Below are 26,463 nucleotides of genomic sequence, written 5' to 3' on the forward strand. Positions count from 1 at the left end.
GTGCTGCCAACCCGGCAGCGTTGAACGACCTTCTGAGCCGACTCAGGGCTCTCGGCAGGCGACTTTCAGAAGAAGCCCTGGGCCTTGTTGCCGTAGCTCACCAACAGGTTCTTGGTCTGCTGGTAGTGATCGAGCATCATCTTGTGGTTCTCCCGGCCGATGCCGGACTGCTTGTATCCGCCGAACGCCGCGTGGGCGGGGTAGGCGTGGTAGCAGTTGGTCCACACCCGGCCGGCCTTGATGTCCCGGCCGGCGCGGTAGGCGGTATTGCCGTTACGGCTCCACACGCCTGCGCCCAGACCGTAGAGGGTGTCGTTGGCGATCGAGATCGCGTCGTCGTAATCGGTGAACGACGTGACCGCCACGACCGGGCCGAAGATCTCCTCCTGGAACAGCCGCATCTTGTTGTTGCCCGTGAAGATCGTCGGCGCAACGTAGAAGCCACCGTTGAGATCGCCACCGAGATCGGCCCGCTCGCCACCGGTGATCAGTTGGGCGCCTTCGGATTTCCCGATCTCGATGTAGGACAGGATCTTCTCCAGCTGATCGTTGGAGGCCTGCGCACCGATCATCGTCTCGGTGTCCAGCGGGTCGCCCTGGCGTACCGCCTTGGTACGGATGGCGGCCAATTCCAGGAACTCGTCGTAGATGTCGGCCTGGATCAGCGACCGCGACGGGCAGGTGCACACCTCGCCCTGGTTCAGCGCGAACATGGTGAACCCTTCCAGGGCCTTGTCCTGGAAGTCGTCGGCGGCGGCCAGCACATCGGAGAAGAAGATGTTCGGGCTCTTGCCACCCAGCTCGAGCGTCACCGGGATCAGGTTCTGGCTGGCGTACTGCATGATCAGGCGACCGGTGGTGGTCTCGCCGGTGAACGCGATCTTGGCGATCCGGTTGCTCGAGGCCAGCGGCTTGCCGGCCTCCACACCGAACCCGTTGACCACGTTGACCACACCGGCAGGCAGCAGGTCACCGATCAGCGACATCAGGAACAGCACCGAAACCGGGGTCTGCTCAGCGGGTTTGAGCACCACAGCGTTGCCCGCTGCCAGTGCCGGGGCCAGCTTCCACACCGCCATCAGGATCGGGAAGTTCCACGGGATGATCTGGCCGACCACACCGAGCGGCTCATGGAAGTGGTAGGCGACGGTGTCCTCGTCGATCTGGGAGAGCGAGCCTTCCTGGGCACGCAGGACACCGGCGAAGTACCGGAAATGGTCGATCGCCAGCGGGATGTCGGCATTCAGCGTCTCGCGGATCGGCTTGCCGTTGTCCCACGACTCGGCCAGTGCGACGGCTTCGAGGTTCTCCTCGATGCGGTCGGCGATCTTGTTGAGGATCACGGCGCGCTCGGCGGGCGAGGTCTTGCCCCAGGCCGGCGCGGCCGCGTGCGCGGCATCGAGGGCCTTCTCGACGTCGGCCTCGGTGGAGCGGGCCACCTCGCAGAACACCTGGCCCGTGACCGGCGTCGGGTTCTCGAAGTAGCGGCCCTCGGCCGGCGCGACCCACTGTCCGCCGATGAAGTTGTCGTAGCGGGATTCGAACGACATCACGGCGCCGTCGGCACCCGGACGTGCATAAACAGTCATGGCAATCTCCTGCATTCGGACACCGAAATGTGTCGGTAGTCACTAAAGGTAGTCAGCAGTAGGTTGCAGCACAGTTGCACACGTTGCAGGGCGTTCGAACCGACCAAACTAGCCCAGTTCGGAGTCGATACCGGCCAGGTGACCGCGGGCCTGCGCCCTGGCCAACGGGTCGGCGTCGGCATGGTCGTGCAAGACCCGCCAGCCCTGTCGGTCGTCACGGCCGTCGGGCAGTGCCAACCACCGCCGCAGCAGGCCCAGATCGCTGCCGGTCAGCACCGCTTCGCGCAGGCCGGCGCTCAACTCGGTGCGCAGCCGCGCAATCGCCGGCGAGACCGACTGCGGCAGCAACGCGCCCGAGTACGCATCCAGGGCGGCCGAGACGTTCCCGGCCTGCAACGCGTCGTACACGTCACCCATGTCGCTGGCCACCGGCGCCAACAGCCGGTACGGCCGCGACTCGATGTAGCTGCTGCCGATGACCCGCCGCAACCGCGACACCTCGGCGCGGACGGTGACCACGTCGAGGTCCTTGTCGTCGAGCAACATGGCCAGATGATCGGCACTCAGCCCCTCGGGATGCCGGATCAGCAGGACCAGGATGTCGGCATGGCGACCGGTGAGAATGCTGGACTGCGGCCGGCCCGCGGCGTCGGCCATCCGCCATCGCGGGCGATCCGCGCCCAGCACCGTCAGCCGCGCCGTCTCGGTTTCCGCCGGCTCGGCCGGTCCGGTGAGCCGCAAGAGGGCCAGCTGGTTCTCGACCGCCACAGCAGTGGCCCTGACCAGTGCCAATGTCTGAGGTGTGGCGACCGCGGACCCGCCGGTCAGGTCGATGGCGCCCAGCAGCACCCCGGTGGCCGGGTCGTGCACGGGCACGGCGGTGCAACTCCACGAGTGCACGGTTCGGGAGAAGTGCTCGGACCCCAGGATCTGCAGTTCCCGGTCCAGCGCCAGAGCGGTGCCGGGGGCGTTGGTGCCCGCCGCCCGCTCACTCCAGTCCGACCCCGGGACGAAGTTCATCCCTTCGGCCTTGCGGCGCGCGCCGTGGTCTCCCTCGACCCACAGCAGCGTGCCGTCGGCCGCGGTGATCGCCACCAGTACTCCGGCGCCGACGGCGTCGTCGACCAGCAGCCGACGGATCAGCGGCAGAGTGGGCGCGAGCGGGTGCGTGTTGCGCAACTCGGTCAGCGAAGCGGCCGCGGCAGCCGCCCGGGCGCCCATGTCGGGGTCCACCCCGGTGGCCAGACTGCGTTGCCAGCTCTCCACGATCACGCGACGAACCGGGGTGGTATCCAGGGAATCGGCGTCCACCCGGCCGGCGATGAACAGGTCATGGATCGCGCGCACCTTCGCGGGAAGTGCCCGGGGCGACATCCGGCCTCCCACGCTTCTCGATGCGGCCACCGCTATCACGCTCCCGGCGTCGGGCCATTGACATGGCATTCACGCGTGTCCGCCAGGATAGTTGACCTGCCGGGCCTGTGATGGATCCCACCCGCTGGTCAGGCGCTCGGGAATCGGGAAATCCGCCGATGACCGGTATAGTTGGGCCACGGCGGCTTGTCTGTTCTGCCTTTGCCGCCTTCTCGATCGTCAACCGAGCGCCGCGAGATCTCACTCGCGCCGGGCAGGACGACCGCCCTCTATTTTCGGAGCTTTCATTTTGTCTGTCCAAGAAACCCCTGGCACCGCCGTGCCTACTTTCGCCGAGCTCGGCCTGCCCGCCGAGATCGTCGCCACCCTCGCGGGGAACGGCGTGGAGTCGCCTTTCCCGATCCAGGCCGCGACGCTGCCTGACTCGCTCAAGGGCCGCGATGTCCTCGGCCGCGGCCGGACCGGGTCCGGCAAGACGTACGCGTTCCTGTTGCCCCTGGTGGCACGCTTGGCGACCAGCGGCACCCGCCGGGCGCCGAACCGGCCCCGCGCGCTGATCCTGGCGCCGACCCGTGAGCTCGTCACCCAGATCGAGGCCTCGCTCGCACCGCTGGCCAAGGCCACCGGCCTGCGGTCGGTCAACATCTTCGGTGGCGTGGGCCCCAACCCGCAGATCTCCGCCCTCAGAGGGGGCGTGGACATCGTGATCGCCTGCCCGGGCCGGCTCGAAGACCACATGCGGTCCGGCCACGCCGACCTGTCCGCAGTCGAGGTCACCGTGCTCGACGAAGCCGACCACATGGCTGACCTCGGCTTCCTGCCCGGCGTGAAGCGCCTGCTGGACCGCACGCCGAAAGACTGCCAGCGCCTGCTGTTCTCGGCCACGCTCGACGCCGGGGTCGACGTGCTGGTCAAGCGCTACCTGCACGACCCGGTGGTGCACAGTGTCGATTCGGCACAGTCGCCGGTAACCGCGATGGTGCACCACGTGCTGCACGTGGACAACGCCTCACGGGTCAACGTGGTTGCCGATCTGGCCGCCGCCCCCGGGCGCACCATCGTGTTCGCCCGCACCAAGCACGGCGCGAAAAACCTGACCCGTCAGCTCAATTCGCGCGGCGTCTCGGCAGTCGAGCTGCACGGCAATCTGTCCCAGAATGCCCGCACCCGCAACCTGACGGCGTTCTCCGACGGATCGGCCGGCGTCCTGGTGGCCACCGACATCGCCGCCCGCGGTATCCACGTCGACGACGTCAGCCTCGTCGTGCACGCCGACCCGCCCGTCGAGCACAAGGCCTACCTGCACCGGTCCGGCCGTACGGCTCGCGCCGGCAACGAGGGCACCGTCGTGACGCTCATGCATGACGCACAGGTCTCCGATGTGCGCACCCTGACCAAGAAGGCCGGAGTCAAGCCCACGATCACCCGGGTGAACGGCATCGACCATCCGGTGCTTCGTGAGATCGCCCCCGGAGACCGGGTTTTCGGTGATCCCATCCGTCCCGAGCCGACCACCCAGGCCGCTCCGGCGCCGCGGCGTCAGGGCAACAGGTCCGGGCAGTCGGGCAAGTCGGGCCAGCAGCAGGGTCGCAACCGCCCGAATGGGTCCTCGCGCAACGGCGGCGGCGCGCCCGCAGCCCGTTCCGGGTCCCGTTCCGGGGCCAGTGCAGGCGGGCAACAGCGCGGTGGTGGACACCGCCGTCCCCGTCGCGACTCCGGCTCGGCTCGCTAGCCCGAACCAGACGAAAGTGTGCGGTCCCGCCCGGTCCTCTCCACCGGACGGGACCGCACATGTCTTTCTGGGCTGAGCGGCCTCAGGCTCCCCACGCGTTGGCTGCACTGCGGTCGGTCGCGGCCACCTCGTCGGCACCGTCGCGCACCGCATTGCCCAGGGAGAACAGGATCTCGTTGAGAGCCGCCGCGGCCTGATTCCAGCGGGCCTGCTCGACGGCGTAGGCCTGCGCGGCCTCACGGGTCCAGACCTGCTGCAAAGGCGCGATCTGCGAACGCAATTCATCGAGGGCGGCGTTGAACCGGCTCGATGTCGTGTGGATCTCCTGGCGAACCGAGTACTCGATCTCGCCGAAGTCGTAGGACAGCACGTGATCCATGGCCGGCGCCGATCAGATACCGTCGCCGACGGCGCCGAGCCGCTGCGCGTGAGTGTCGGCCGCAGCGCGCAGCGTGCGCTCGTTGGTCCGGATGGTCTCCGCGATACGGCCCAATGTGGTGTGCAGTGTCAGCGATTCACTGTTCCAGCGGTCCACCACGTCACGGAACCGCGCTGCCGCCACGCCGCCCCACACCGACGGTGGCACACTGCTCATCTTTCCGATGAAGCTCTGCAGCATGGACCGGACGTCGTCGTTGAGCACGTCGATCCGCCCGGCCACACTCGTCATTACCTCGAAGTCGGTGCCCAATGGCCCCGCCGGTCCTGGTGACATGTCCTCTGGCCCTCCGGTCTTGTGTTGCGGGATATAACAATTCGACGCAGCCCGGCCCGGTTTGGTTCCACCCGATTTCAGAACACCGCGTGTGCGGACCGGGTGGCCGCCTCACACGCCCAGCGCACGGCCTCGCCGTGCCCCGGTGCGCTCTGGCACCCGACCGCGATCCGCACGGCACCGTCGACGAACACCGCCCAACGGATCTCCCGCCCGGTTCGGACCTCCCGGTAGCTGACCACTTGTCGGGCAGCGACGACCGCGGACGGCTCGAAGTCGACGAACACCCCCGCGGGTTGCTCGTGCAGGGTGCGCCGCAGAGTGTCAGCCACGGTGCCGTCACCGACACCGGACTGGGTCAGATGGATCATCAGCTCTGGGTCGGTCGGCGAAACCACCTCGACCCGAGCCGATCCCGGCCCCTCGGTGCTTCTTCGCACCGTCCAACCTGCCGGAATCTGCACACCGACCCGACCCTCGACCAGGACCGTCATCGACCGGTGGTCGGTGGGCGGACCGTGAGCGGCGAAGGCGATCCCACCGAGTGCCGCAGCCAAGGCCGAGGCGGCGCACATCGCGAACCTCCCGGTCCGGCTCCGCCTCCCGAGTTGCTCATCGGCCGGGGTATCCGGTGCGACGAGCGTGTTCCGCCAGCTTCGCGCGTCGGCCATGGTCGCCACCACGTCACGATGGCGAAGCGCAGCCACCACCTCGTTCCCCAGTGTCACAGCTCCGGGCACCTCGACCGGCGCATCGACAACCACCTCTGCCGATCTGCCGGCGATCGCCAGCACCGCGCGCACGACCGTGTCTGCATCCGGACCGTCCTCGGCATGGCGGGCCAGTCCGACGCGACCGGCATGGACACCGGACACCATGACGACGTCGTCGGCGATCTCGACCACCACCGCGGATCCCGCGGGCAGCGATGCACTCAGGGCCTGAACCCGCTGCATCACAACCACTTCAGAGCCCATCACCGCATCCCGCGCGCGGTCGCACCGGTCGGCTGTCCACCACGTCGGACACACCAGGATGAGCGTCCCCGCCCCGGCACCGGCCGCACCGAGAACCTCGACCCACAGATCCGACACTGCGACCGGTTCGTCCTCGATCAGGACGATCTCGTCGTCGATACCGGCGACCGCGACTGCGGCGAGGTTCGCCGCAACGGGGCCGGGTCCGCGCACGGTCACCGGACCCACCTCGATGACGGCTGACGTCACCGCGCCTCGTCTCCTCTGGGAAGGGCGATCTGGACCAGCTGATCGGGTGCCGCGCGGGTGATCAGCGTGCCACGCCCCGGTGGGAGCCGAATCGGCCGTACCGACCCCAGCAGCACACCGTCGTCGGGACCGGCGCTCATCATCAGGCCCATGCAGCCGAGGTCCTTGACCGCCGACAGCACCGGATCGAACATCGCCCGCGCCGCACCGCCGGAACGGCGGGCCAGCAGCAGGTGCAGTCCGAGGTCTCGGGCATGCGGCAGATAACTCAACAGCGGTGACAGCGGATTCGGTCCGCCGCCGGCCACCAGGTCGTAATCGTCGACCACGACGTAGATCTCGGGCCCGGTCCACCACGAGCGGTCGCGAAGCTCTCGCTGGGTGACCTCTGGACCCGGCAACCGGTTCTTCAGCGTCTCAAGCACTCTCGGAAGTGCCGCGTCCAGCGCCGCGACCGACGCGGCGTATCCGGCCAGATGTCCCGATTCCACCGCGCCCAGCAAGGCGCGGCGGAAATCCACGATGAGCAGTTGCACGCTCGCTGGGTCGTTGCCCGCCGCCAGGTCGCAGCACAGGGCGCGCAGTGCGGTGGACTTGCCGCATCCGGTGTCACCGAAGATCACCAGATCGGGCTGGGCGTTGAAATCGACCATCACCGGCATGAGTTCGCGTTCACCGAGCCCCAGCAGCACCTCGGTGGCGGGTCGGGTCCGAGACACCGAGCGCAGCAGCTCGTGCCCGTGCACACACGCAGGCAGGAGCCGGATCTCCGGCGCGCGGGCCTCGCCGCACTGCGCCTGCAGAACGTCCCCGATCCGCTCCAGCGCCGCACCGATGCCGGCGTCAGACGGTGTGCCATCGAGCCGGGGCAACGCGATCAACAACTCGCGACCGTCCTGGGTGAGTCCCCGCCCCGGCGCGCACTGGGTCAACTGGCGGGCGCGTTTGCGGTCCATCTCGGACTCGGCCGGATCGCCGAGCCGCAACTCGATGCGGGTACCCAGTTGGTCCTTGAACGCGGGACGGAACTCTCCCCACCGCGACGCGGTCGCGACCACATGAATGCCGAGTGAAAGCCCCTGCACGGCAAGCGAGGTGACCGTCGGCTCCAGCGCGTCGAATTCGGCTCGGAACGTCGACCAGCCGTCGATGACCAGGAACACGTCACCTGAGGGATCAGCGATCTGCCCGGAATCACGACGGGTCCGGCATTCGGCCATGGAGCCGATACCGAGCGCGGTGAACCGCGCCTCACGGGCGCTGACCAGGGCCTGCATCTCGGCGACGGTGCGCCGGACGAGGTCAGCGTCGGCGCGTCCGGCGACGGCGCCGACGTGCGGCAGGGCTTGCAGTGCACTCAGCGTTCCGCCACCGAAGTCCAGGCAGTAGATCGTCACGTCGCGGGGATGGTGGGTCGCGGCCAGCGCCACCGCGAGAGTCTTGGCCGCCGTGGATTTTCCGGATTGCGGACCGCCGACGATCGCCACGTTGCCCCGGCCGCCGCCCAGCGACAGCATCAGTCGGTCCCGGCGCTGTTCGAACGGTCGGTCGACCAACCCGATCGCGACGTCGAGCGGATCGGGATCCGACAGCAGGACGTCGCTGAGCGGCACGGCACCCGGCAGCGGAGGCAACCAAACCTGGTGGGCCGGTGCGCCGTACCCGGCCAACCGATCGACGACCTGCTGCAGCACAGTCGTCGTCGCGGTAGCGGAGGCCCCGCGGCCGGCCGACATCCACGATGCGGTGAACCGCCTGGGACCCGGAGCCTCGAGGGGCCGTTGCTCGGGCACCGAACCGGCAGCGGAGACGAATGCGGTTTGAAATCTTACGATCTCGCCGGCCGGTGTCTTCAGGTAAGCCGCTCCGGGCGTGTTCGGCAGCTCGTACGCATCGGCGATGCCGAGCACCGATCGGGACTCGTTGGGCGAGAATGTCTTCAGGCATATCCGGTACGACAGGTGGCTCTCCAGCCCACGCAGCCGGCCCTCGTCGAGACGCTGACTCGCCAACAGCAGATGCATGCCGAGCGAGCGCCCGACTCGGCCGATCGCCACGAACAACTCGGCGAAATCGGGGTGTTGCTGCAGCAGCTCGGAGAACTCGTCGACCACGATCAGCAGCGCCGGTAGGGCAGGCAGTTCGGGGTGGCGCCGGTACTCCGCGATGTTGGCCAGGTTCCCGGCCGCCCGCAGCAGTTCCTGACGCCGGGTCATCTCCCCGGCCAGCGCATCGGCCATCCGGGCCACGAGCTGCGCCTCCTCAGCCAGGTTGGTGATGAACGCGCTGACATGGCGCGCCCGGTGCAGGCCGAGAAATGTTGCTCCGCCCTTGAAATCGATGAGGACGAGGTTGAGTGCCTCGGGGGAATGTGTGGTGATCAACCCCAGCACCAACGTGCGCAGGAACTCCGATTTCCCCGAGCCGGTCGCACCGACACACAGTCCGTGCGGGCCCATGCCGTCGTGCGCGGCCTCCTTGAGGTCGAGGTGAACCGGGGTGCCGTCGGCACGCCGCCCGACGGGAACCCGGAGGAACCGCCGCAGATCCGAATTCGTCCACACGCTCGGCGGATCGATGGCGGCCGGGTCGTCGATCCCGATCAGCTCCGGCCAGCCGGCGGCCACGGGCATCGGAGCGCAACGCCACCGCGCCAGCCACCGGGCACAGGTCACGGCCTGTTCGCGGGTCATCCGGTCCGGGCGCGCCGAGACCGCACCGAATCGCACCAGATCGGCCTCGAGGTCCAGATGCAGGTCCGCCGTGGTGATTCCGGCATGAGCCGCGACAGTGAGCACGGTGGCGCCCGCACGGGGCACCGAAACCACAGGTCCGGCTGCCGTGGAATCGACGATGACGACGGTGTGTGCCGGCGGATCTGTGGCGGGCAGGTCGGTGAGTGTGCGCAGCCGCAGCGCGACCGGCCCACGCTCACCATCGGGGTACCAGTGGTGGCCAAGCCATTTCAACCATTCCCATTCACCTGCCGTCGCCACGTCGACGACCGCGGCGATGCACACATACCGCGGGCTGTGTGCCATGGCCAGTTGGCAGATCACCGCGCGCAGCAGGGCCCGTGCCGCGTCGATCGGCCCCTCCACCGCCACGTGCCCGAAGCCGCGCAGGTTCACCGTCACCGGGACGCCTGCCACCGTCGACCGGCGCCGGATCAGTCGGGCCAGAGCCGACGTCGTCACCGGGTCGGCTTCACGGCCGAGGTCGGCGCCACCGGCGATCAGCCTGGTGGACGACGGCCTCTCCCCCACGCCCACGCGCACCTCACAGAACCCAGGGTCATCGGGGACGCTTCGCCACATCTGCTCGCCACCGGCCAGCGTCCACAAACACCTCGGCGCGGGATGCGCGGTATGCAGGCCCAGCCACTGCGTGCGGGCGGATTCACCGGCCACGGTGTCGATCCCGTCCAGGTAGCGCAGGTACTCACCGCGGTCTCGGTGGAGCTGCGCAGCGCGACCGCCGTTCTTCATGCTGTAGGCGGCCGTACCGATCGCCGACATGGCCATCATGATCGGGAACATCATCGCGGCCGGGCCACGTGCCGCGGCCGCACCAGAGGTGACGTACACCGCGACCATGCCGCCCATCGCGACCACGACAAGCAGCGGCAACAACCTGGTCAGCGGGCTGATCGGGTTGTGTTGCGGCAGCGCGGGCGGTGCCTCGATCACGACCTCCGTCGCCGGCGACTCCGGTACGGGGAGCTCACGGGCGGCGTGCGGTGCGCGGATCGGTTCCATCGACATTTGGACGCACGCGGGGCCCGTCGGGTTCCCAGTGGGCACCGGAGAAATTGGTGTACGAGGGGGCTGGTCGAGTCGGTTAGCGTGGCAGATATCGGCGTCAACCGGGGGGTGATGCGATGCCGGATTCCTTGTGTCACGTATCGATTCACTGTGGCGCGGCTGACGCGGCCGGGCACGACACGACGGTCGACCTGTCCTTGCCGGCCGCGATGACCGTAGGCGAACTGCTGCCGTGGATCGTCGACGCGCTCGGCGCCGGCGACGGTACCCCGCTGTCCTGGCGGTTGGCACACCTGGGCGGAACCAATCTGAATGAGTCGGCAACCCTGTCGCAGAACGATGTTCACGACGGTGATCTGCTGGTGCTTGCCGGTGCCCGCGAAATGCCCACGCCGGATTGGTCGCTGACTGCCGCATTGACCGTCAACTCAACCGAGGACGCCCTGTCCGACGGACTGCGCGTGGCCGCCTGCCTGTGGGCCTGCGCGCTGGGCGTCGCGGCGCTGGCGTGGACCGGCCTCGCCGGCAGAGGGTTGGACCGCATTGCCGTGGCCGCGGCGCTGGCAGCTGCCGTCACCGCCCTGGCGCTGGCAGCGCCACGTTTCGGCCTGAGTTCGGCCAAGGTCGCGACGCTCGACGTCGCAGCGCTCGCGCACGTGGCCGTCCTTGGTTTCCTCGTCGTCCCGGCCGGGCCGGCTCCGGCGAACTTCTTTCTGGCCGCGATCGCCGCGGGTTCACTGGGCGTGGTACTGATGCGCGTATCCGGTTGTGGCACAGAGATTCTTCTCGCGGTCGTCACGGTCTGCGGGGTGGTCGCCGCAGCGACCGGCTTCGCCGCGTTGTGGCCCTCGGCCACACCGGTACTGGGTTCGTTGGTGAGCGCACTCGGGGTGGGCCTGCTGCCGCTGACACCGCGGTTGTCCATTGCGCTGGCCGGCCTGACGCCGTCGGTACCCGGGTATCCCGACGACGAGACGGCAGAGCCGGACGGATTCGACGTCGATGCACGGGCTCTCGTCGGGCACCGGTACCTGGCGGGCCTGGTATCCGGTTGTTCGGCCGCGGCCGCGCTGGGAACCGCAATCCTCGCCTTCGCCGGTCCGCAGCCGGTCACAGCCGTCGAGGTCGCGCTCGCCGCGGCAGTCGGTCTGGCGTTACTGCTGCGCTCACGCAGCTACGGGTCGGGCCGTTGCCGCACTGTTGCAGGAATCTGCGGATTCCTTTCACTCACTGCAGCATTCGTCCTCATAGTGGCCTGGAATCCAGTGCACGGAAGCTGGACCGGAGTTCTCGCCGTCGGCACCGGGATCGCCGTGGTCTGGCCGGTCACGATCCACAGCCCGGCCGTAGCTCGCATCGCAGATGCCCTCGAGTACGCCGCGCTGGCCGCAGTGGTGCCGCTGGCGTGCTGGCTGGCCGGTGCTTTCGACATCGTTGGCGACCTGGCGCTGAGGTGAACAGGTCAGGCCGGTTGGCCGCGGCGCTGATCGTCGGGGTTCCACTGCTGCCCATTGCGCCGGCAGCAGCCGTAGTACCACCGGCAGTCGACGCGACCCTGCTCCCTCGGCCGGCACCAGCGGGACCCGTCGAGCGCACCGAACAACGCCAGCCCTGCTATCAGTCTCCGGCCGACGACACCGCCGCCTCGGCGGGGACCCCGCTCAGCCTGGAGTCGGTGTGGCCGCTCACCCGTGGTGCGGGGCAGAAGATCGCAGTGATCGACACCGGGGTCGCCCGGCACCGTCTGTTGCCGCACCTGGTCGGCGGCGGTGACTATGTGTCACGCGGCGACGGTACCGCCGATTGCGACGGTCACGGCACGATCGTTGCCGGAATCGCCGGTGCGGCACCAAGTCCCGGATTCAGTGGAGTCGCGCCAGACTCCGTCATCCTGGCCATCAGGCAGTCGAGCAACAAGTTTGCCTCGGACGGTGGACCGACCGGAGTCGGCGACGTCAACACCCTCGCCATGGCGGTGCGTACCGCAGCCGACCTCGGCGCCACCGTCATCAACATCTCCTCGCCCGCCTGCGTAGCAGCTTCCGCCGCACCCGACGACCGAGCTCTCGGCGCCGCTCTGAGCTACGCCGTCGACGTACGCAACGTGGTGGTGGTGGTCGCAGCCGGCAACGTCGGCGCGGGTTGCGCGCAGCAGGCAGGTTCCGTCGGTCCCGCCGGCGAGCCCGACTGGAACAGTCTCCGCACGGTATCCAGCCCGGGATGGTACGACGACCTGGTATTGTGCGTGGGTTCGGTCGGATCCGACGGCACAGCATCGGTTTTCAGCCTGGCCGGGCCCTGGGTCGATGTGGCCGCACCCGGTGAGAACGTCGTTTCGCTGCACCCCGACGGCGAGCGTCTGATCGACACGATCGGACGGGAAGCACCGATTTCGGGAACCAACTATGCCGCGCCCGTGGTGGCCGGGGTGGCGGCACTGGTGCGCGCCCGGTTCCCGGAACTCAGCGCGCGAGAGGTGATGCGTCGCATCGAGGACACCGCACGCACTCCGGCCGACGGCTGGAATCCGTCGGTCGGGCACGGCGTGGTCGACGCCCTCGCCGCCGTCAGCGGCGGCACGCCGTCGACTGTGTCCGCGCCGGCCGTTCCGGCCCTGGTAGTGCCGAGCGCACCGGCTTCGATCGACGCCCGGCCCCAACGCATCGCCTTCGGCGGCGCCGCCGGGTGTGTCGGCGCGACCGTTCTGATCGCACTGATGATGGCAGCCAAGCGGTTACGCCGGCACCGCCCGGGCACCGGTCATCGCGTCCCGGGTGACTGAGGCCGCTTCGCGGTTCAGTTCGGGGCCCCGTGGCAGCATCGCGAGCATCGGCCACGGCGCGGGAACTGCGTCGGTCCCCAGACCGAGCGTTTCTGCGGTCGCCCCGTCACGGATCCCGAACAACACACCCAGATCGTTCAACAGGTACAGCGGCCCACCGTCGATGCCGTCGCGGGTCACACCTGCGGCCTGCAGCAGCACGCTGCGGCCACCCGGAATCGCCACTCGATCGATATTCGGGCCGGTGCCGTCGGCCTGTGCCAGTTGCACACTGTGTTCGGGCAGCGAATCTGCTATGGCCACACTGGTATTCGTTGCCGATCCCAGTTGCCTCGGATCCCAGTTGGCGCACACCACCGCACGTGCCCGCGGCAATACCCGCTCCGGGAACCGGGCCACGGAGAGGGTGTTGGCCACGGGCACATCGGCCACCACGTCGGCCGGAACGACCGGCGGCTCGCCATGCGACTGTGCCACGCTGAATCGGATGACGTCGGCCGCCACCCGGCCGACGCGTTGGAGACCGTCGGTCAGCACCACATAGAACTCGGCGGGGCCGGCGCGTACCACGCGCACCACGGTGCCCACCTCGAGTCCGCCCAGCGCGGCCGGTCCAGGGTTGCCCACGCCCACGATCGACGGTGCCCGCAACGCCGGCGCCTCGGGCACCGAGTCCAGCAGGGCTTGCGAAACCAGTTGGGCTGACACACCTTCCAGATGAAGCGCTCGGACCACGGCGATGTCGCGGAGATCGACCCGCGCCCGCCACCCGTCGGCCAGCAGGTACGTCGCCCCTCCCATCGTGCGCGCCGACACCAGTAGCGCCTGACCGCTGCCCAACGCCACCATCCCGCGGTCGGCCCGCCCCGCCAGCAGCACCGTCTCGGCCGGTTCTGTTCCGTCACAGATTGCCCAGTCCGACTCGTCGAGGCTCAGCGGCTGACCGAGCTGGGCCGGGGCACCTGGGATGCCCACCAGCGGCCCGCGCCGGAACTTGGCGATGGCAGCGGCATTGACCACCACCGGATTCGCCGCCGTACCGACGATGAGCCGGGCCGACGCCAGATCAGACACCGGGTGCACGGTGTCGTCGACACGGACGTACAGGGCGCCGGTATCGCGCGCCAGCAGGATCGGCGCATCACCCGGCACCGATCCTGGACGCACCAGCGCCAGCACCGCACACACCGCGATCGCGACAGCCGTCAGGGCGCAGCCCGCGCCGTAGGCGACCGCCTGCGCGCGCAGCGGATCGTCGAGCATCCGCGCATCACCGCGAACCAACGCGTGTGCCGTGCGCCGCAACAGGAATCGATGCCCGCTGAGCTGTAGCCGAGTGGCAGATCGCCGTGCCATATGTCCCCCGGCAATCACCCTAACCCGGCCTGAGGCACGCCCCGCGCAGTGTTTCCGGCGTCAGCTCAACGTGTAGCCACGTCGATCGCCCGAGCCTCCGAATCGAGCAACGGCGCCGTCTACCACCACTTTCGTTCTGCGTGGCTATGTCGATGACGACGACGCCCGGATGCTGCCCCGGCAGGCCGCCGGCGTGTTGGGCTGCGACCGCTGCGGACGTCGAAGCTGTCCTGTTCACGCTGTTGAGCGGCATGCGCTCAGCGGCGGAAGGTACGTGAAGTACGCGTAGAGGGTGGTTCAGTCCTCGCGCTGACGCTGCCGGTAGGCCGCGACGTGCTGGCGGTTACCGCAGTTGCCGGTGTCGCAGAAGATGCGGGAGCGGTTTCGCGACAGGTCCGTCAGCACGGCCTCACAGTCCGGAGCCGCGCAGATCTTGAGCCGACGCAGTTCGCCGCCACGGATCAGGTCGGCCAGTGCCATCGCCATCTCGGCGCCCATCCGCTGCGCGAGCGGATCGTCGACCGACGCCAGGTGCAGGTGCCACTCCGGCATCTCCTTGTGCCGCGTCAGCCACGGCGCTGCGTTGGTGTCACTCAGCAGGGCGTTGACAAGGCGGACCGCCTCTTCCTCGTCGTCGGCCACTGCCCAGACCTCCCCTATGCGCCCGCGCAGTGCGCGCACCGCAGCCAGTTCGGCGTCGTCTCGGTCGCGCCGACCGGTCCAACCGAAGTCATCGAGATAGGCACTCAGATCGGCCTGGTCAGATAGTTTTTCGCCTTCTACCCGATCGGTGTTCACCAACACCATCGCAGCCCGAAGCGTGAGCTCCGTGTCATAGGTAAAAAGCATTTGACTCATGACCCCCTGTCGCCGTACCGTCAACCCTACTGTCATTACCATAATCGATTTTACTCATGACACGTCTCAGGGGAGGTGTACCGATGACTGCCGAAGCCCAGCTCGACCGCACGACCGCCGACAACCACTTTCGGCTCGGCCTACTGTTCGCCGTCAGCTCCGCGCTGGCGTTCGGCTCATCGGGACCGTTCGCCAAAGCCCTGATGGAATCCGGGTGGAGCCCCACCGCCGCCGTCACGGCCCGACTTGCCGGCGGCGCCCTGATGATGGCCGCGTTCGCCGGCGTCGTCCGGCCCGGCTGGACCCGCGAGGTACGCGACCACGCCAAGACAGTCATCGGCTACGGCCTGATCCCGATCGCCGGCGCACAGCTCTGCTACTACAACGCCGTCGCACACCTGTCCGTCGGCGTGGCGCTGCTGCTCGAGTACACCGCCCCGATCCTGGTCGTGGGCTGGGTCTGGGCCACCACCCGGCACCGCCCCAGCGCGCTGACCTTCGGCGGCGTGGCCGTCGCCATCGCCGGCATCGTCCTGGTGCTCGATGTGTTCAGCGGCGCCCAGATCAACCTCGCGGGCGTGAGCTGGGGCCTGGCCGCCGCGGTGTGTGCGGCCTGCTACTTCATGATGTCCAACAAGGCCAGTACCGACGGCGACGGGCTCAGCCCGATCAGCCTCGCTGCCGGTGGTCTGATCATCGGGACCGCGGCCGTCGCGCTCCTCGGCATCACCGGCGTCATGCCACTGACCTTCACCACCAACCCCGTCACCCTTGCCGGGCACACCACTGCGTGGCTGGTGCCGGTGATCGCACTCGGCCTGATCCCCACCGCCCTGGCCTACACCCTCGGCATCGTCGGGATCGCCAGACTCAAGCCGCGCTTCGCCTCCCTGGTCGGGCTCTCGGAGGTACTGTTCGCGGTCCTCATCGCCTGGATCATGCTCGGCGAGGCGATGTCGGTGAGCCAGGCGATCGGCGGCGCCGTCGTCCTGGTCGGTCTCGCAGTGGCCCGTCAGGGTGACCGCGGCGAGCAGGCGGACCCGGAAGCGCCCACCCAGGTCGAGCTGGCGACCTGGCCCGATATGGCCATGCAGGAAAGGTCCGAACGGGCAAACGATTAGCCGTGGCTAACCATTTTGTGTGACTATGTTGCCCGTGAGTCTCCTCCGGAAGTCGGCCCGGGTGGCCGCGATCGTCTCAACCCTGGTCAGCGCAGCTTTTCCGCTGGCGCTCGCCGCACCTGCCACTGCCGAACCGTGCTCCGACATCGAGGTCATCTTCGCCCGCGGCACCAACGACGCGCCCGACCTGGGCAGGCCGGGACAGGCCTTCGCCGACGCGCTGCGCTCCCGGGTCGGCGGCCGGACGGTATCGACCTACGGGGTGAACTACCCGGCGAGTTACGACTTCCTGACCGCAGCCGACGGTGCCAACGACGCCGCCAACCGCATCGCCACGCTGGCGTCCTCGTGCCCCTCCACACGGGTCGTTCTCGGCGGGTATTCGCAGGGCGCCGCCGTCGTCGACATGCTGGCCGGCATCCCGCCGCTCGGCAACCGGGTCGGAGAAGTCGGATCGGCACCGCCACTGGCGGGTGACCTGGTCCCCCAGGTCGCCGCAGCGGTCGTCTTCGGAAACCCGTCGGCCAAATTCGGCATCCCGCTCACCTCGTCGGTCTTCGGCGGCAAGGCGATCGACATCTGCAAGGACGGGGACCCGATCTGTTCGCGGGGCCGGAACCCGTTCGCGCACAGCGACTACGTTGGCATGGCGGATCAGGCCGCCAACTTCGTCGCGGGAATCGTCTAGTCAACCGCAGACGTTAGGATTTGGTGTGGCTATTGATCTTGTTCGTCGCTGCGCCGTGTTCGTGGCGGCAGCGCTCACCGCTGCTGCTGCCGTTATCGCACCGGTAGTGGTGCCAACCTCCACCGCGGGGCTCGGCACGGCACTGCCCGTCGCCAAGGCCGCGGATTGCCCCGATATCGAGGTGGTCTTCGCCCGCGGCACCAATGACACGCCTGGCCTCGGCCGGATCGGCAATGCGTTCGTCAGTTCGCTGCGCAACAAGGTCGGCGGCCGTTCAGTCGGCGCCTACGCGGTGAGCTACCCGGCCAGTTTCGACTTCCTGGCTGCGGCCGGCGGCGCCAACGACGCTTCCGGCCACATCCAGTGGATGGTGGACAACTGCCCCAACACCCGACTGGTGCTGGGTGGCTACTCCCAGGGCGCCGCGGTGATCGACGTGATCGCCGCCGTTCCGTTCCCGGCCGTCGGCTTCAACGCACCGCTGCCGCCCAACGTCCCGGAGCACGTCGCCGCGGTCGCCGTCTTCGGTAACCCGTCGGCCAAACTCGGTCTGCCGCTGACCTCCAGCCCGGTGTACGGGGGCCGCGCCATCGACCTGTGCAACCCCGGCGATCCGATCTGCGGCGACGGCGACAGTGTGCAGGCACACCGGGCCTACGAAGGTCCGGCCAACGATGCCGCGAACTTCGTCGCCGGACTGTTGTAGGCCGCGTCCGCTACCATCGCTGAGGTGGTCGAACTCCCTGTGAACAGCCACGTAGCCCGACGGCTTCGGCGCTGGATCGGTGTCGCTGTCATCTTCGTGGCGGCCGTTGCCGTCCTGCCCGCCACGTCGGCTGTCGTGCCCGGCTCTGTCGCCGTGGCCAATGCCGCCCCATGCCCTCCGGTCGAGGTCGTCTTCGCCCGCGGTCGTACTGAACCCGCCGGGGTCGGCACGCTCGGGAACGCGTTCGTGAGCGCGCTGCGGTCCAAGTCGAACAAGAACATCGGCGTCTACGCCGTCAAGTATCCGGCCGACACCGAAGTCGACATAGGTGCCAACGACATGAGCGGGCACATCCAGTACATGATGAACAACTGCCCGGACACCCGGTTGGTGATCGGCGGGTATTCGCTGGGCGCCGCAGTCGCGGACGTGGTGCTGGCCGTTCCGTTCACCGGCTTCGGCTTCAAGACTCCGCTGCCCGCAGGCGCCGACGGGCATATCGCCGCAGTCGCCCTGTTCGGCAACGGCGCCGCGTGGGTCGGTCCCATCACACGCTTCAGCCCGGTCTATGCCGACCGGACCATCGAGCTGTGCCACGGTGCCGATCCGATCTGCAACCCGGCCGATCCGGACACCTGGAAGAACAACTGGCCCGATCACCTGGCCGGCGCCTACATCGACGGCGGAATGGTCAACCAGGCCGCGGATTTCGTGGCCGGTCGCATCTGAAACGACGTCGACCGTCGCCGGATCGTTGCCTGACCGGCACCTAACCTCGACGTTGTCGTCAATACCATCGAATGCGTGATTGTCCGCCGGATGTTCACCGCGCTCATCACCACACTGACTGCCGTCATGACGCCGATGACGGTAGTTCCCAGCATGATTGGCGTTGCCAATGGTGCCGTGTGTCCACCGGCGGAAGTGGTGTTCGCCCGCGGCCGGATGGAACCCCCGGGTCCCGGTCAGGTCGGCACCGCGTTCATCAAGACACTCCGGGCCCTCCGAGGCCCGAACATCAGCTTCTATCCGGTGAATTACCCGGCGGACACCCAGGTTGACGTGGGCGCCAACGACATGAGCCGGCACGTGCAGTGGATGACCCGCAATTGTCCGAGGACCAAGCTCGTGTTGGGCGGTTACTCGTTGGGCGCCGCCGCCACCGATCTGGTTCTGGCCATGCCGGTTTCGGCATTCACCTTCAACAGTCCGCTGCCGCGCGGCACCGATCGGCACATCGCCGCAGTGGCGTTGTTCGGCAACGGCGCCAACTGGGCCGGCCCGATCACCTTGTTGAACCCGACGTATCAGAGTCGCACCATCGACCTCTGCCACAGTGACGACCCGGTCTGCAATCCGAGCAGCCCGTACAACTGGCGGGCCGGCTGGCAGGACCATCTGGCGCCCGGCTACATCCGCTCGGGAATGGTGGCGCAGGCGGCCAAGTTTGTCGCCGCCCGGCTCTGAGGTTCCCAGCGATGCTCAGAGCGTCCGCATGTCCCGCGTGACCGTGTTCCGGCCGGCCAGTTGATCATCCGGCGGATAGTCGACCTGAACGAGCGTGAGCCCACGCGCAGGTGCGGCGGCGAAATCACTGGAGCGGCTCGATTCACCCAGGAGTCCGGCGGTCCAGTCCGCAGAACGCCTACCCTCCCCCACCGCCAGAATCGCGCCGACCAACGAGCGAACCATGTTCCAGCAGAAGGCATCCGCGGTGACATACGCCGTCACATAGTGCCCGTCGCGCACCCACTCCAGCCGCTGGAGGTCACGAATCGTGGTGGCGCCCGGGCGGGGGCGGCAGAACGCTGCGAAATCGTTGAGTCCCACCAACTCCCGCGATGCGGCGGCCATCGCGTCGAGGTCCAGGGACTTCGACCACGGGGTGACGAAGCGCGCCTCGGACGGCTCCACCCCGTAGGGGGCGAGACTCAGCCGGTAGGTGTAGTGCCGGCGCAGTGCCGAGAACCTGGCATCGAAACCCGCAGGCGCCCGGACGATGTCGCGGATCCGGACATCGGTCGGCAACAGCCGCGCCAATCGTCGCACCAGCGGGGTGAATTCAGCGTCAGCCGGACGGGTCGTGCGGGGATAGGCATGCGCGACGGCATCGACGGGGATGTCGACATGGGCAACCTGGCCGGTGGCATGCACCCCGGTGTCGGTGCGGCCCGCGGTACGCGTCACCACCGGCGTGCGGAACACCGTCGAGAACGCCTCGTCGATCACCCCGGCCACGGTGCGCTGACCAACTTGCGTCGCCCAACCCGCGAAATCGGTTCCGTCGTAGGCGATGTCCAGGCGCAAACGAACATGCCCGCCACCGGAATCGATGGCGGGCATGTCGTTCAATGCCTGGTTAGGACTTGGCTTCATCCTCAGAAGCCGCCTCGTCGGCCGGAGCCTCGTCAGCAGCGGCCTCTTCGGTCGCCTCGACCTTGGCTTCCTCAGCGGGAGCCTCAGCCTCAGTTTCAGCAGCCTTGGCCTGCGCCGCGGCGGCACGACGTGCACGGTCCGCCTCGGAGGTCACGGTCTTCTCCCGCACCAGCTCGATAACAGCCATGGGGGCGTTGTCGCCCTTGCGGTTCTCGACCTTGATGATGCGGGTGTAGCCACCCTCGCGATCGGCGAAGAAGGGGCCGATCTCGGCGAACAGAACGTGCACGACGTCCTTGTCGCGGATCTTCTTCATCACCTCGCGGCGGTTGTGCAGCTCACCCTTGCGGGCATGGGTGATCAGCTTCTCGGCGTACGGACGCAGCGCCCGGGCCTTCGGCTCGGTCGTCTTGATGCGGCCGTGCTCGAACAGCGACGTGGCCAGGTTGGCCAGGAGCGCCTTCTGGTGCGAGGACGACCCGCCGAGGCGAGCACCCTTGGTGGGTTTGGGCATTGCGACTATCTCCTAAATGGGGCCGGTCCCCGTATCAGGTAGGACCGGGACGGTAATTCTTTAGAGCTGCTCGGTCTCGGCGTAGTCCTGGGTGTCGTCCAGGTCGTAACCGCCGGCATCCGCGGTCCAGGTGCCGGTGGCGGCGTCGTAACCGGCGACCTCGGACGGATCGAACGTGGCCGGGCTGTCCTTGAGCGAGAGACCCAGCTGGTGCAGCTTGATCTTCACCTCGTCGATGGACTTCTGGCCGAAGTTACGGATGTCCAGCAGGTCGGACTCCGTGCGGGCAACGAGCTCGCCCACCGTGTGCACACCCTCGCGCTTGAGGCAGTTGTACGACCGGACGGTCAGGTCCAGATCGTCGATCGGCAGCGCGAAGCTGGCGATGTGGTCTGCCTCGGCCGGCGACGGGCCGATCTCGATGCCCTCGGCCTCGACGTTGAGTTCCCGTGCCAGACCGAACAATTCGACCAGGGTCTTGCCGGCCGACGCCAGGGCGTCACGCGGGCTGATCGAGTTCTTGGTCTCGACGTCGAGAATCAGCTTGTCGAAGTCGGTGCGCTGCTCGACACGCGTGGCCTCCACCTTGTAGGTGACCTTGAGGACCGGCGAGTAGATCGAATCGACCGGGATACGGCCGATCTCAGCGCCCGAGGCCTTGTTCTGCACGGCCGGGACGTAGCCGCGACCGCGCTCGACGACGAGCTCGACCTCCAGCTTGCCCTTGTCGTTGAGGGTGGCGATGTGCATGTCCGGGTTGTGCACCGTGACACCGGCCGGGGGCACGATGTCACCGGCGGTGACGGCACCCGGGCCCTGCTTGCGCAGGTACATGGTGACCGGCTCGTCCTCCTCGGAGGACACGACCAGGCCCTTGAGGTTCAGGATGATGTCGGTGACGTCTTCCTTGACCCCGGGGACGGTGGTGAACTCGTGCAGCACACCGTCGATGCGGATGCTCGTGACCGCTGCGCCCGGGATGGACGACAGCAGCGTGCGCCGCAGCGAGTTACCCAGCGTGTAACCGAAACCGGGCTCCAGGGGCTCGATGACGAACTTGGAGCGGTTGTCGGCGAGGGTTTCCTCGGACAGTGTGGGTCGCTGAGAGATCAGCATGGTGTTTCTTCTCCTTCTCGGCACCCGCTATTTGATGCCGTCTGGTACCTACCGGTCGGATGACCGGTAGGTCATTACTTCGAGTAGAACTCGACGATGAGCTGTTCGGCGAGCGGCACCTGGATCTGCGCGCGCTCAGGCAGCTGGTGGACGAGGATGCGCTGACGCTCCCCGACGACCTGCAGCCACGACGGGATCGGACGCTCACCCGCGGTCTGCCGAGAAAGCTCGAACGGCAGGGTGTTGAGCGACTTCTCCTTGATGTCGATGATGTCGTACTGCGACACCCGGTAGCTCGGGATGTTCACCTTGACACCGTTGACGGTGAAGTGGCCGTGGCTGACCAGCTGACGGGCCATCCGGCGGGTGCGCGCCAGGCCGGCGCGGTACACCACGTTGTCCAGGCGGCTCTCCAGGATCTGGAGCAGGTTCTCACCGGTCTTACCCGACTGGCGGTTGGCCTCTTCGTAGTACTTGCGGAACTGCTTCTCCAGCACGCCGTAGGTGAAGCGAGCCTTCTGCTTCTCCTGCAGCTGGGTGCGGTATTCGCTCTCCTTGATCCGCGCGCGGCCGTGCTGGCCGGGCGGGTAGGGGCGCTTCTCGAACGACTGGTCTCCACCGATCAGGTCGACGCCGAGACGGCGCGACTTGCGGGTGGCGGGTCCGGTATAACGAGCCATTTTCTAAATCCTCCCTAGACCCGGCGCCGCTTGGGCGGACGGCAGCCGTTGTGCGGCTGCGGAGTGACGTCGGAAATCGCGCCCACCTCGAGGCCGGCGGCCTGCAGCGAGCGGATGGCGGTCTCACGGCCCGAACCCGGACCCTTGACGAACACGTCGACCTTCTTCACGCCGTGCTCCTGCGCCTTGCGGGCAGCGTTCTCGGCGGCCAGCTGTGCGGCGAACGGGGTCGACTTACGCGAACCCTTGAAGCCGACGTGACCCGACGACGCCCAGGCGATGACGTTGCCCTGGGGATCGGTGATCGAGACGATCGTGTTGTTGAACGTGCTCTTGATGTGAGCGGCGCCGTGCGGGACGTTCTTCTTTTCCCGGCGACGGGTGGTCTTACCGCGCTTGGCGCCGGCAGCCTTCTTCGGTGGTGCCATCGGGGTTACCTAGCCTTCTTCTTGCCGGCGATGGTGCGCTTGGGGCCCTTGCGGGTACGCGCGTTGGTCTTGGTCCGCTGCCCACGCACGGGCAGACCACGGCGGTGCCGCAGGCCCTGGTAGCAGCCGATCTCGATCTTGCGGCGAATGTCGGCCTGCACCTCGCGGCGCAGGTCACCCTCAACCTTGAGGTTGCCTTCGATGTAGTCACGCAGAACGGTCACCTGATCGTCGGTCAGGTCCTTCGTGCGCATGTTCTTGTCAATGCCCGTCGCGGCGAGGATCTCGTTCGAACGGGTACGGCCGATGCCGAAAATGTAAGTCAGCGCGATCTCCATGCGCTTGTCGCGCGGAAGATCGACGCCCACGAGGCGTGCCATGTGGCGGTGTTCCTTCTTTTCTGCGGAGGTCTGGTCCCAGCCCGTTCCCTTCAGCCCCTAAGGGCTCTCCGGGGTCCGGCCTCCGTACCGGACGTGGATGAGTGCTCATCTCGTATGAGCGGCGTATCCGCTCAGTGGTGCTGGGAGTTCATCATTCAGTTGTGTTGTGATCCAACGTGGTCGATCAAGGCTCCCGAAGGGAGTCCTGACTAACCCTGCCGCTGCTTGTGGCGGGGATCGCTGCAGATCACCATGACCCGCCCATGCCGGCGGATCACCCTGCACTTATCGCAGATGGGCTTGACGCTCGGGTTCACCTTCACGGCTGTTTCGATCCTTCTGGCTTGTTGATGTCATGCGCATGCGCACGTCACCGTTCTCGTCGTTACTGGTCGGGCTTCTATCGGGTCACTTGTACCGGTACACGATGCGGCCCCGGGACAGGTCGTAGGGCGAGAGCTCCACCACTACGCGGTCCTCGGGCAGGATGCGGATGTAGTGCTGCCGCATCTTGCCGCTGATGTGGGCCAAGACCTTGTGTCCGTTCTCCAGCTCAATGCGGAACATCGCATTGGGCAGAGGCTCGACCACGCGACCCTCGACCTCGATGGCACCGTCTTTCTTGGCCATACTTTTCGGCGATCCTTGCTTTCGTTTCGTAGCTTCATCAGTCTCAATGCAGCCCGTCGTGGTGCTGCAACCGACCAACTTCAAAACGTGAGCCGGATCGAGGCGAAGTTGCAGAAATTCAGCAGTTCCAAGACGGGGCACGCAAAAAGTCGGCGCGATAGTCGCACCGTTGGTCCACAATACCCGCTCGGCGGCCTGTACCAAAATCACGGCTGAGCAGGACCGGCCACCCACATCTGTGCCGAAGATTGGTGCGCCTCGGAGCCACGAATCAAGCGAGAATGGTACGGACTGATCCGCGCACCCGGCGAATGGAGACACGAGCACGTGATGGCTGTGTACCTGGCCGCGTTCGTCGTCGGCGGCATCGCTGTACTGGCCGCCCTGCTGCTCGCCGATGTCGGGCACGGCGACGGCATGCCCTTCCTGAGCCTGACCGGCCTGTCGGTCGCCCTACTCGGCGCCGGCACCGGCGGCCTGATCGGCACCTGGCTGAGCCTGGGCGCCATCTGGTCCGCAGGCTTGGCCGCGGCCTGCGCGATCGTCCTGGTGTTCGCCCTCAACGGCCTGCTGTTGCCCTACATGCGCCGCCAGCAGTCCAACTCTCACAAGGGCCGGTCCTCCTATGTCGGCCTGCTCGGCACGGTCACCCTCGAAGTCCCGGCGGGCGGCTGGGGCGAGATCTCGTTCGTCGACGCCGACGGCAACCGGGTGTTCTCCCGCGCCAAGAGCGACGAGGCCGATGCGCTGCCCAAGGCGACCCGCGTCTACATCGCCGACATCGATCCGGATTTCGTCCACATCGTCGCGGTTCCAGAAACCTGAGCAGTTCCAGAAACCCGAGCTGTACCCGAGCACTGCCCCACCGAGAAAGGCACCACAGTGTCCCTGCTGCTCATCGTCGTCCTCGTCGCCATCGCCGCGATCCTGATCCTGGTGGTGCTGCCGCTGGTCTACGTGAAGAACTACATCAAGGTGCCGCCCAACGAGGTGGCCGTGTTCACCGGACGCGGCACGCCCAAGGTGGTCCGCGGCGGCGCCCGGTTCCGGATGCCCGGCATCGAGCGGGTGGACATCATGAGCCTGGAACCGTTCAACGTCAGCATCAACCTGCAGAACGCGCTGTCCAACAACGGTGTGCCGGTCAACGTCGAGGCCGTCGGACTGGTGCGCATCGGTTCGGCCGACGAGGCCGTGCAGACCGCGGTGCAGCGCTTCCTGACCTCCGACCTCAACGAGTTGCAGCGTCAGATCAACGAGATCCTGGCCGGCAGCCTGCGCGGCATCACCGCGACCATGACCGTCGAGGACCTCAACTCCAACCGCGACAGCCTGGCCCGCAGCGTGGTCGAGGAGGCCGGCGGTGACCTGGCCCGGATCGGCATGGAGGTCGACGTCCTCAAGATCGCCGGTATCTCCGACGCCAACGACTACCTGAAGTCGCTCGGCCAGCGCCGCATCGCCGAGGTCAAGCGGGACGCCACGGTCGGCACCGCCGAAGCCGAGCGTGACGCCCAGATCCAGTCGGCCAAGGCCCGCCAGGAAGGGTCCATCGCGCAGGCCGAGGCCGATACCGCGATCGCCACCGCCAACCAGAAGCGCGACGTCGAGCTGGCCCGGCTGCGCGCGCAGACCGAGGCCGAGAACGCCCAGGCCGACCAGGCCGGACCGCTCGCCAACGCCCGCGCCCAGAAGGACGTCGGCATCGCCACCGAGCAGGCCGAGGCGGCCCGGGTGCAGGCCCGCATCGAGGTGGAACAGCGTCGTGCCGAGCAGGCCCAGGCCGCGCTGCAGGCCGACGTGATCGCGCCCGCCGAGGCAAAGCGACAGGCCGACATCGCGATCGCCGAAGGCCAGCGCCAGTCCACGATCCTGGCCGCCGAGGCCGCGGCCGAGACCGAGCGACGGAAGGGTCAGGCCGAGGCCGACGCCCGCAAGGCGGCCGCCGACGCCCTTCGAGTGGAGAAGCAGGCCGAGGCGGACAGCCTGCAGGCCAAGCTGGTCGCCGAGGCCGCCGGTAAGAAAGAACTGGCCGATGCCCTGCGGGTCGAGCAGCAGGCCGAAGCCGCAGGTATCGAGGCCAAGCTGCTGGCCGAGGCCAACGGTAAGAAGGAGATCGCCGCGGCGCTCAACGGCTACACGGCCGAGGCCGCGCGCCTGCTGATGCTTCCCGACGTGCTGGCCTCGGTGGTCAAGGCGACCGAGGCGGCGGCCGCACCACTGGCCGAGATCGACCGGCTGTCGATCATCGGCGGATCGAGCGACACCCAGGGCGCGGTCGGGAGCCTGCTCGGCATCAGCCCGCTTGCCGTGGCCAACATCCTGGAGTCACTCAAGGCCTCGGGCATCGACGTGGCGTCCATGCTCCAGGGGTCCAATGCCACCAACGGGGACAGCGCACACACGAGCTGAGAAAACTGCTGGCGGC

At 67.8% G+C, this 26,463-nt stretch carries 26 protein-coding genes; 10 read left to right on the top strand and 16 right to left on the bottom strand.

All coding sequences use genetic code 11. The features are described 5' to 3' along the window. Nucleotides 1–65 precede the first annotated feature (65 nt). Nucleotides 66–1,589 carry an aldehyde dehydrogenase gene (adh, locus tag AB0876_RS18035; protein WP_526042551.1) on the bottom strand — a complete coding sequence of 508 codons (1,524 nt, stop codon included), beginning with the start codon at nucleotides 1,587–1,589 and terminating at the stop codon, nucleotides 66–68. Between the two features lie 108 nt (nucleotides 1,590–1,697). Then, entirely contained in the window at nucleotides 1,698–2,963 is a 1,266-nt protein-coding gene (locus AB0876_RS18040) for a GAF domain-containing protein (RefSeq protein WP_491837918.1), read from the bottom strand. 319 nt (nucleotides 2,964–3,282) lie between these two features. On the opposite strand from AB0876_RS18040, the gene AB0876_RS18045 reads away from it, so the two are divergent. Next, nucleotides 3,283–4,695, top strand: coding sequence for a DEAD/DEAH box helicase (locus tag AB0876_RS18045; RefSeq protein ID WP_491837917.1), 1,413 nt, complete (start codon nucleotides 3,283–3,285; stop codon nucleotides 4,693–4,695). A gap of 82 nt (nucleotides 4,696–4,777) precedes the next feature. Here the strand turns inward: AB0876_RS18045 and AB0876_RS18050 are convergent, their stop codons facing one another. From AB0876_RS18050 to eccCb, 4 genes are all read right to left on the bottom strand, one after another. Further along, nucleotides 4,778–5,074, bottom strand: a complete 297-nt coding sequence (locus AB0876_RS18050; RefSeq protein WP_064883162.1) for a WXG100 family type VII secretion target — start codon at nucleotides 5,072–5,074, stop codon at nucleotides 4,778–4,780. A gap of 12 nt (nucleotides 5,075–5,086) precedes the next feature. Further along, entirely contained in the window at nucleotides 5,087–5,410 is a 324-nt protein-coding gene (locus AB0876_RS18055; RefSeq protein WP_491837916.1) for a WXG100 family type VII secretion target, read from the bottom strand. Nucleotides 5,411–5,487: 77 nt separating this feature from the next. Next, nucleotides 5,488–6,636, bottom strand: a complete 1,149-nt coding sequence (locus AB0876_RS18060) for a type VII secretion-associated protein (protein WP_526042552.1) — start codon at nucleotides 6,634–6,636, stop codon at nucleotides 5,488–5,490. Next, nucleotides 6,633–10,394, bottom strand: a complete 3,762-nt coding sequence (gene eccCb / locus AB0876_RS18065; protein ID WP_526042769.1) for a type VII secretion protein EccCb — start codon at nucleotides 10,392–10,394, stop codon at nucleotides 6,633–6,635. Before eccCb ends, AB0876_RS18060 begins: the two co-directional genes overlap by 4 nt. 122 nt (nucleotides 10,395–10,516) lie before the next feature. Here eccCb and eccD point away from each other — a divergent pair, with 122 nt between their 5' ends. Further along, nucleotides 10,517–11,857 (top strand): type VII secretion integral membrane protein EccD, encoded by a 1,341-nt coding sequence (gene eccD, locus AB0876_RS18070; RefSeq protein ID WP_526042553.1) that lies wholly within the window; start codon nucleotides 10,517–10,519, stop codon nucleotides 11,855–11,857. Next, entirely contained in the window at nucleotides 11,854–13,182 is a 1,329-nt protein-coding gene (gene mycP / locus AB0876_RS18075; RefSeq protein ID WP_526042554.1) for a type VII secretion-associated serine protease mycosin, read from the top strand. The genes eccD and mycP overlap by 4 nt, the downstream gene beginning before the upstream one ends. Here mycP and eccB read toward each other — a convergent pair. Together eccB and AB0876_RS18085 are read right to left on the bottom strand one after the other, a co-directional pair. Continuing rightward, nucleotides 13,135–14,538: a type VII secretion protein EccB gene (gene eccB, locus AB0876_RS18080; RefSeq protein WP_526042555.1), complete on the bottom strand. Its 1,404-nt coding sequence runs from the start codon at nucleotides 14,536–14,538 to the stop codon at nucleotides 13,135–13,137. The two genes, mycP and eccB, sit on opposite strands and share 48 nt — an antisense overlap. A gap of 297 nt (nucleotides 14,539–14,835) precedes the next feature. Further along, a complete protein-coding gene (locus AB0876_RS18085; protein ID WP_491839275.1) occupies nucleotides 14,836–15,387 on the bottom strand; it encodes a CGNR zinc finger domain-containing protein in 552 nt (183 codons plus the stop codon). A gap of 92 nt (nucleotides 15,388–15,479) precedes the next feature. On the opposite strand from AB0876_RS18085, the gene AB0876_RS18090 reads away from it, so the two are divergent. From AB0876_RS18090 to AB0876_RS18110, 5 genes are all read left to right on the top strand, one after another. Continuing rightward, nucleotides 15,480–16,517, top strand: coding sequence for an EamA family transporter (locus AB0876_RS18090; RefSeq protein ID WP_491837910.1), 1,038 nt, complete (start codon nucleotides 15,480–15,482; stop codon nucleotides 16,515–16,517). A gap of 25 nt (nucleotides 16,518–16,542) precedes the next feature. Continuing rightward, on the top strand, nucleotides 16,543–17,205 hold the full coding sequence (locus AB0876_RS18095) for a cutinase family protein (protein ID WP_491839274.1): 663 nt from the start codon (nucleotides 16,543–16,545) through the stop codon (nucleotides 17,203–17,205). Nucleotides 17,206–17,230: 25 nt separating this feature from the next. Then, nucleotides 17,231–17,911, top strand: coding sequence for a cutinase family protein (locus AB0876_RS18100; RefSeq protein ID WP_491837909.1), 681 nt, complete (start codon nucleotides 17,231–17,233; stop codon nucleotides 17,909–17,911). 96 nt (nucleotides 17,912–18,007) lie between these two features. Then, complete coding sequence (locus tag AB0876_RS18105; RefSeq protein ID WP_491839273.1) at nucleotides 18,008–18,640, top strand: cutinase family protein; 633 nt, start codon at nucleotides 18,008–18,010, stop codon at nucleotides 18,638–18,640. 66 nt (nucleotides 18,641–18,706) lie between these two features. Continuing rightward, on the top strand, nucleotides 18,707–19,378 hold the full coding sequence (locus AB0876_RS18110; RefSeq protein ID WP_491839272.1) for a cutinase family protein: 672 nt from the start codon (nucleotides 18,707–18,709) through the stop codon (nucleotides 19,376–19,378). Nucleotides 19,379–19,393: 15 nt separating this feature from the next. Here the strand turns inward: AB0876_RS18110 and truA are convergent, their stop codons facing one another. The 8 genes from truA to infA all read right to left on the bottom strand — a co-directional run bounded on the left by truA (nucleotide 19,394) and on the right by infA (nucleotide 24,035). Continuing rightward, nucleotides 19,394–20,254 (bottom strand): tRNA pseudouridine(38-40) synthase TruA, encoded by an 861-nt coding sequence (truA, locus tag AB0876_RS18115; protein WP_491837908.1) that lies wholly within the window; start codon nucleotides 20,252–20,254, stop codon nucleotides 19,394–19,396. Nucleotides 20,255–20,270: 16 nt separating this feature from the next. Continuing rightward, complete coding sequence (gene rplQ / locus AB0876_RS18120) at nucleotides 20,271–20,801, bottom strand: 50S ribosomal protein L17 (protein WP_491837907.1); 531 nt, start codon at nucleotides 20,799–20,801, stop codon at nucleotides 20,271–20,273. A 60-nt stretch (nucleotides 20,802–20,861) separates the two neighbouring features. Then, a complete protein-coding gene (locus AB0876_RS18125) occupies nucleotides 20,862–21,917 on the bottom strand; it encodes a DNA-directed RNA polymerase subunit alpha (protein WP_019347690.1) in 1,056 nt (351 codons plus the stop codon). A 74-nt stretch (nucleotides 21,918–21,991) separates the two neighbouring features. Continuing rightward, nucleotides 21,992–22,597, bottom strand: coding sequence for a 30S ribosomal protein S4 (gene rpsD / locus AB0876_RS18130; protein ID WP_055109864.1), 606 nt, complete (start codon nucleotides 22,595–22,597; stop codon nucleotides 21,992–21,994). A 14-nt stretch (nucleotides 22,598–22,611) separates the two neighbouring features. Continuing rightward, the gene (gene rpsK / locus AB0876_RS18135; protein ID WP_004571524.1) at nucleotides 22,612–23,025 is read right to left on the bottom strand and encodes a 30S ribosomal protein S11; all 414 of its coding nucleotides are present in this window, start codon (nucleotides 23,023–23,025) and stop codon (nucleotides 22,612–22,614) included. 5 nt (nucleotides 23,026–23,030) lie between these two features. Beyond that, nucleotides 23,031–23,405, bottom strand: a complete 375-nt coding sequence (rpsM, locus tag AB0876_RS18140) for a 30S ribosomal protein S13 (RefSeq protein ID WP_044519236.1) — start codon at nucleotides 23,403–23,405, stop codon at nucleotides 23,031–23,033. A gap of 209 nt (nucleotides 23,406–23,614) precedes the next feature. Further along, nucleotides 23,615–23,728, bottom strand: a complete 114-nt coding sequence (rpmJ, locus tag AB0876_RS18145; protein ID WP_003879483.1) for a 50S ribosomal protein L36 — start codon at nucleotides 23,726–23,728, stop codon at nucleotides 23,615–23,617. Nucleotides 23,729–23,813: 85 nt separating this feature from the next. Continuing rightward, on the bottom strand, nucleotides 23,814–24,035 hold the full coding sequence (gene infA, locus AB0876_RS18150; RefSeq protein ID WP_003418601.1) for a translation initiation factor IF-1: 222 nt from the start codon (nucleotides 24,033–24,035) through the stop codon (nucleotides 23,814–23,816). 330 nt (nucleotides 24,036–24,365) lie between these two features. On the opposite strand from infA, the gene AB0876_RS18155 reads away from it, so the two are divergent. Continuing rightward, a complete protein-coding gene (locus AB0876_RS18155; RefSeq protein WP_491837906.1) occupies nucleotides 24,366–24,860 on the top strand; it encodes an NfeD family protein in 495 nt (164 codons plus the stop codon). Nucleotides 24,861–24,917: 57 nt separating this feature from the next. Further along, nucleotides 24,918–26,447: a flotillin family protein gene (locus AB0876_RS18160; RefSeq protein WP_491837905.1), complete on the top strand. Its 1,530-nt coding sequence runs from the start codon at nucleotides 24,918–24,920 to the stop codon at nucleotides 26,445–26,447. Nucleotides 26,448–26,463: the final 16 nt, after the last annotated feature.

This window comes from Mycobacterium sp. NPDC049093 (genome assembly GCF_040704635.1).
Classification (GTDB): domain Bacteria; phylum Actinomycetota; class Actinomycetes; order Mycobacteriales; family Mycobacteriaceae; genus Mycobacterium.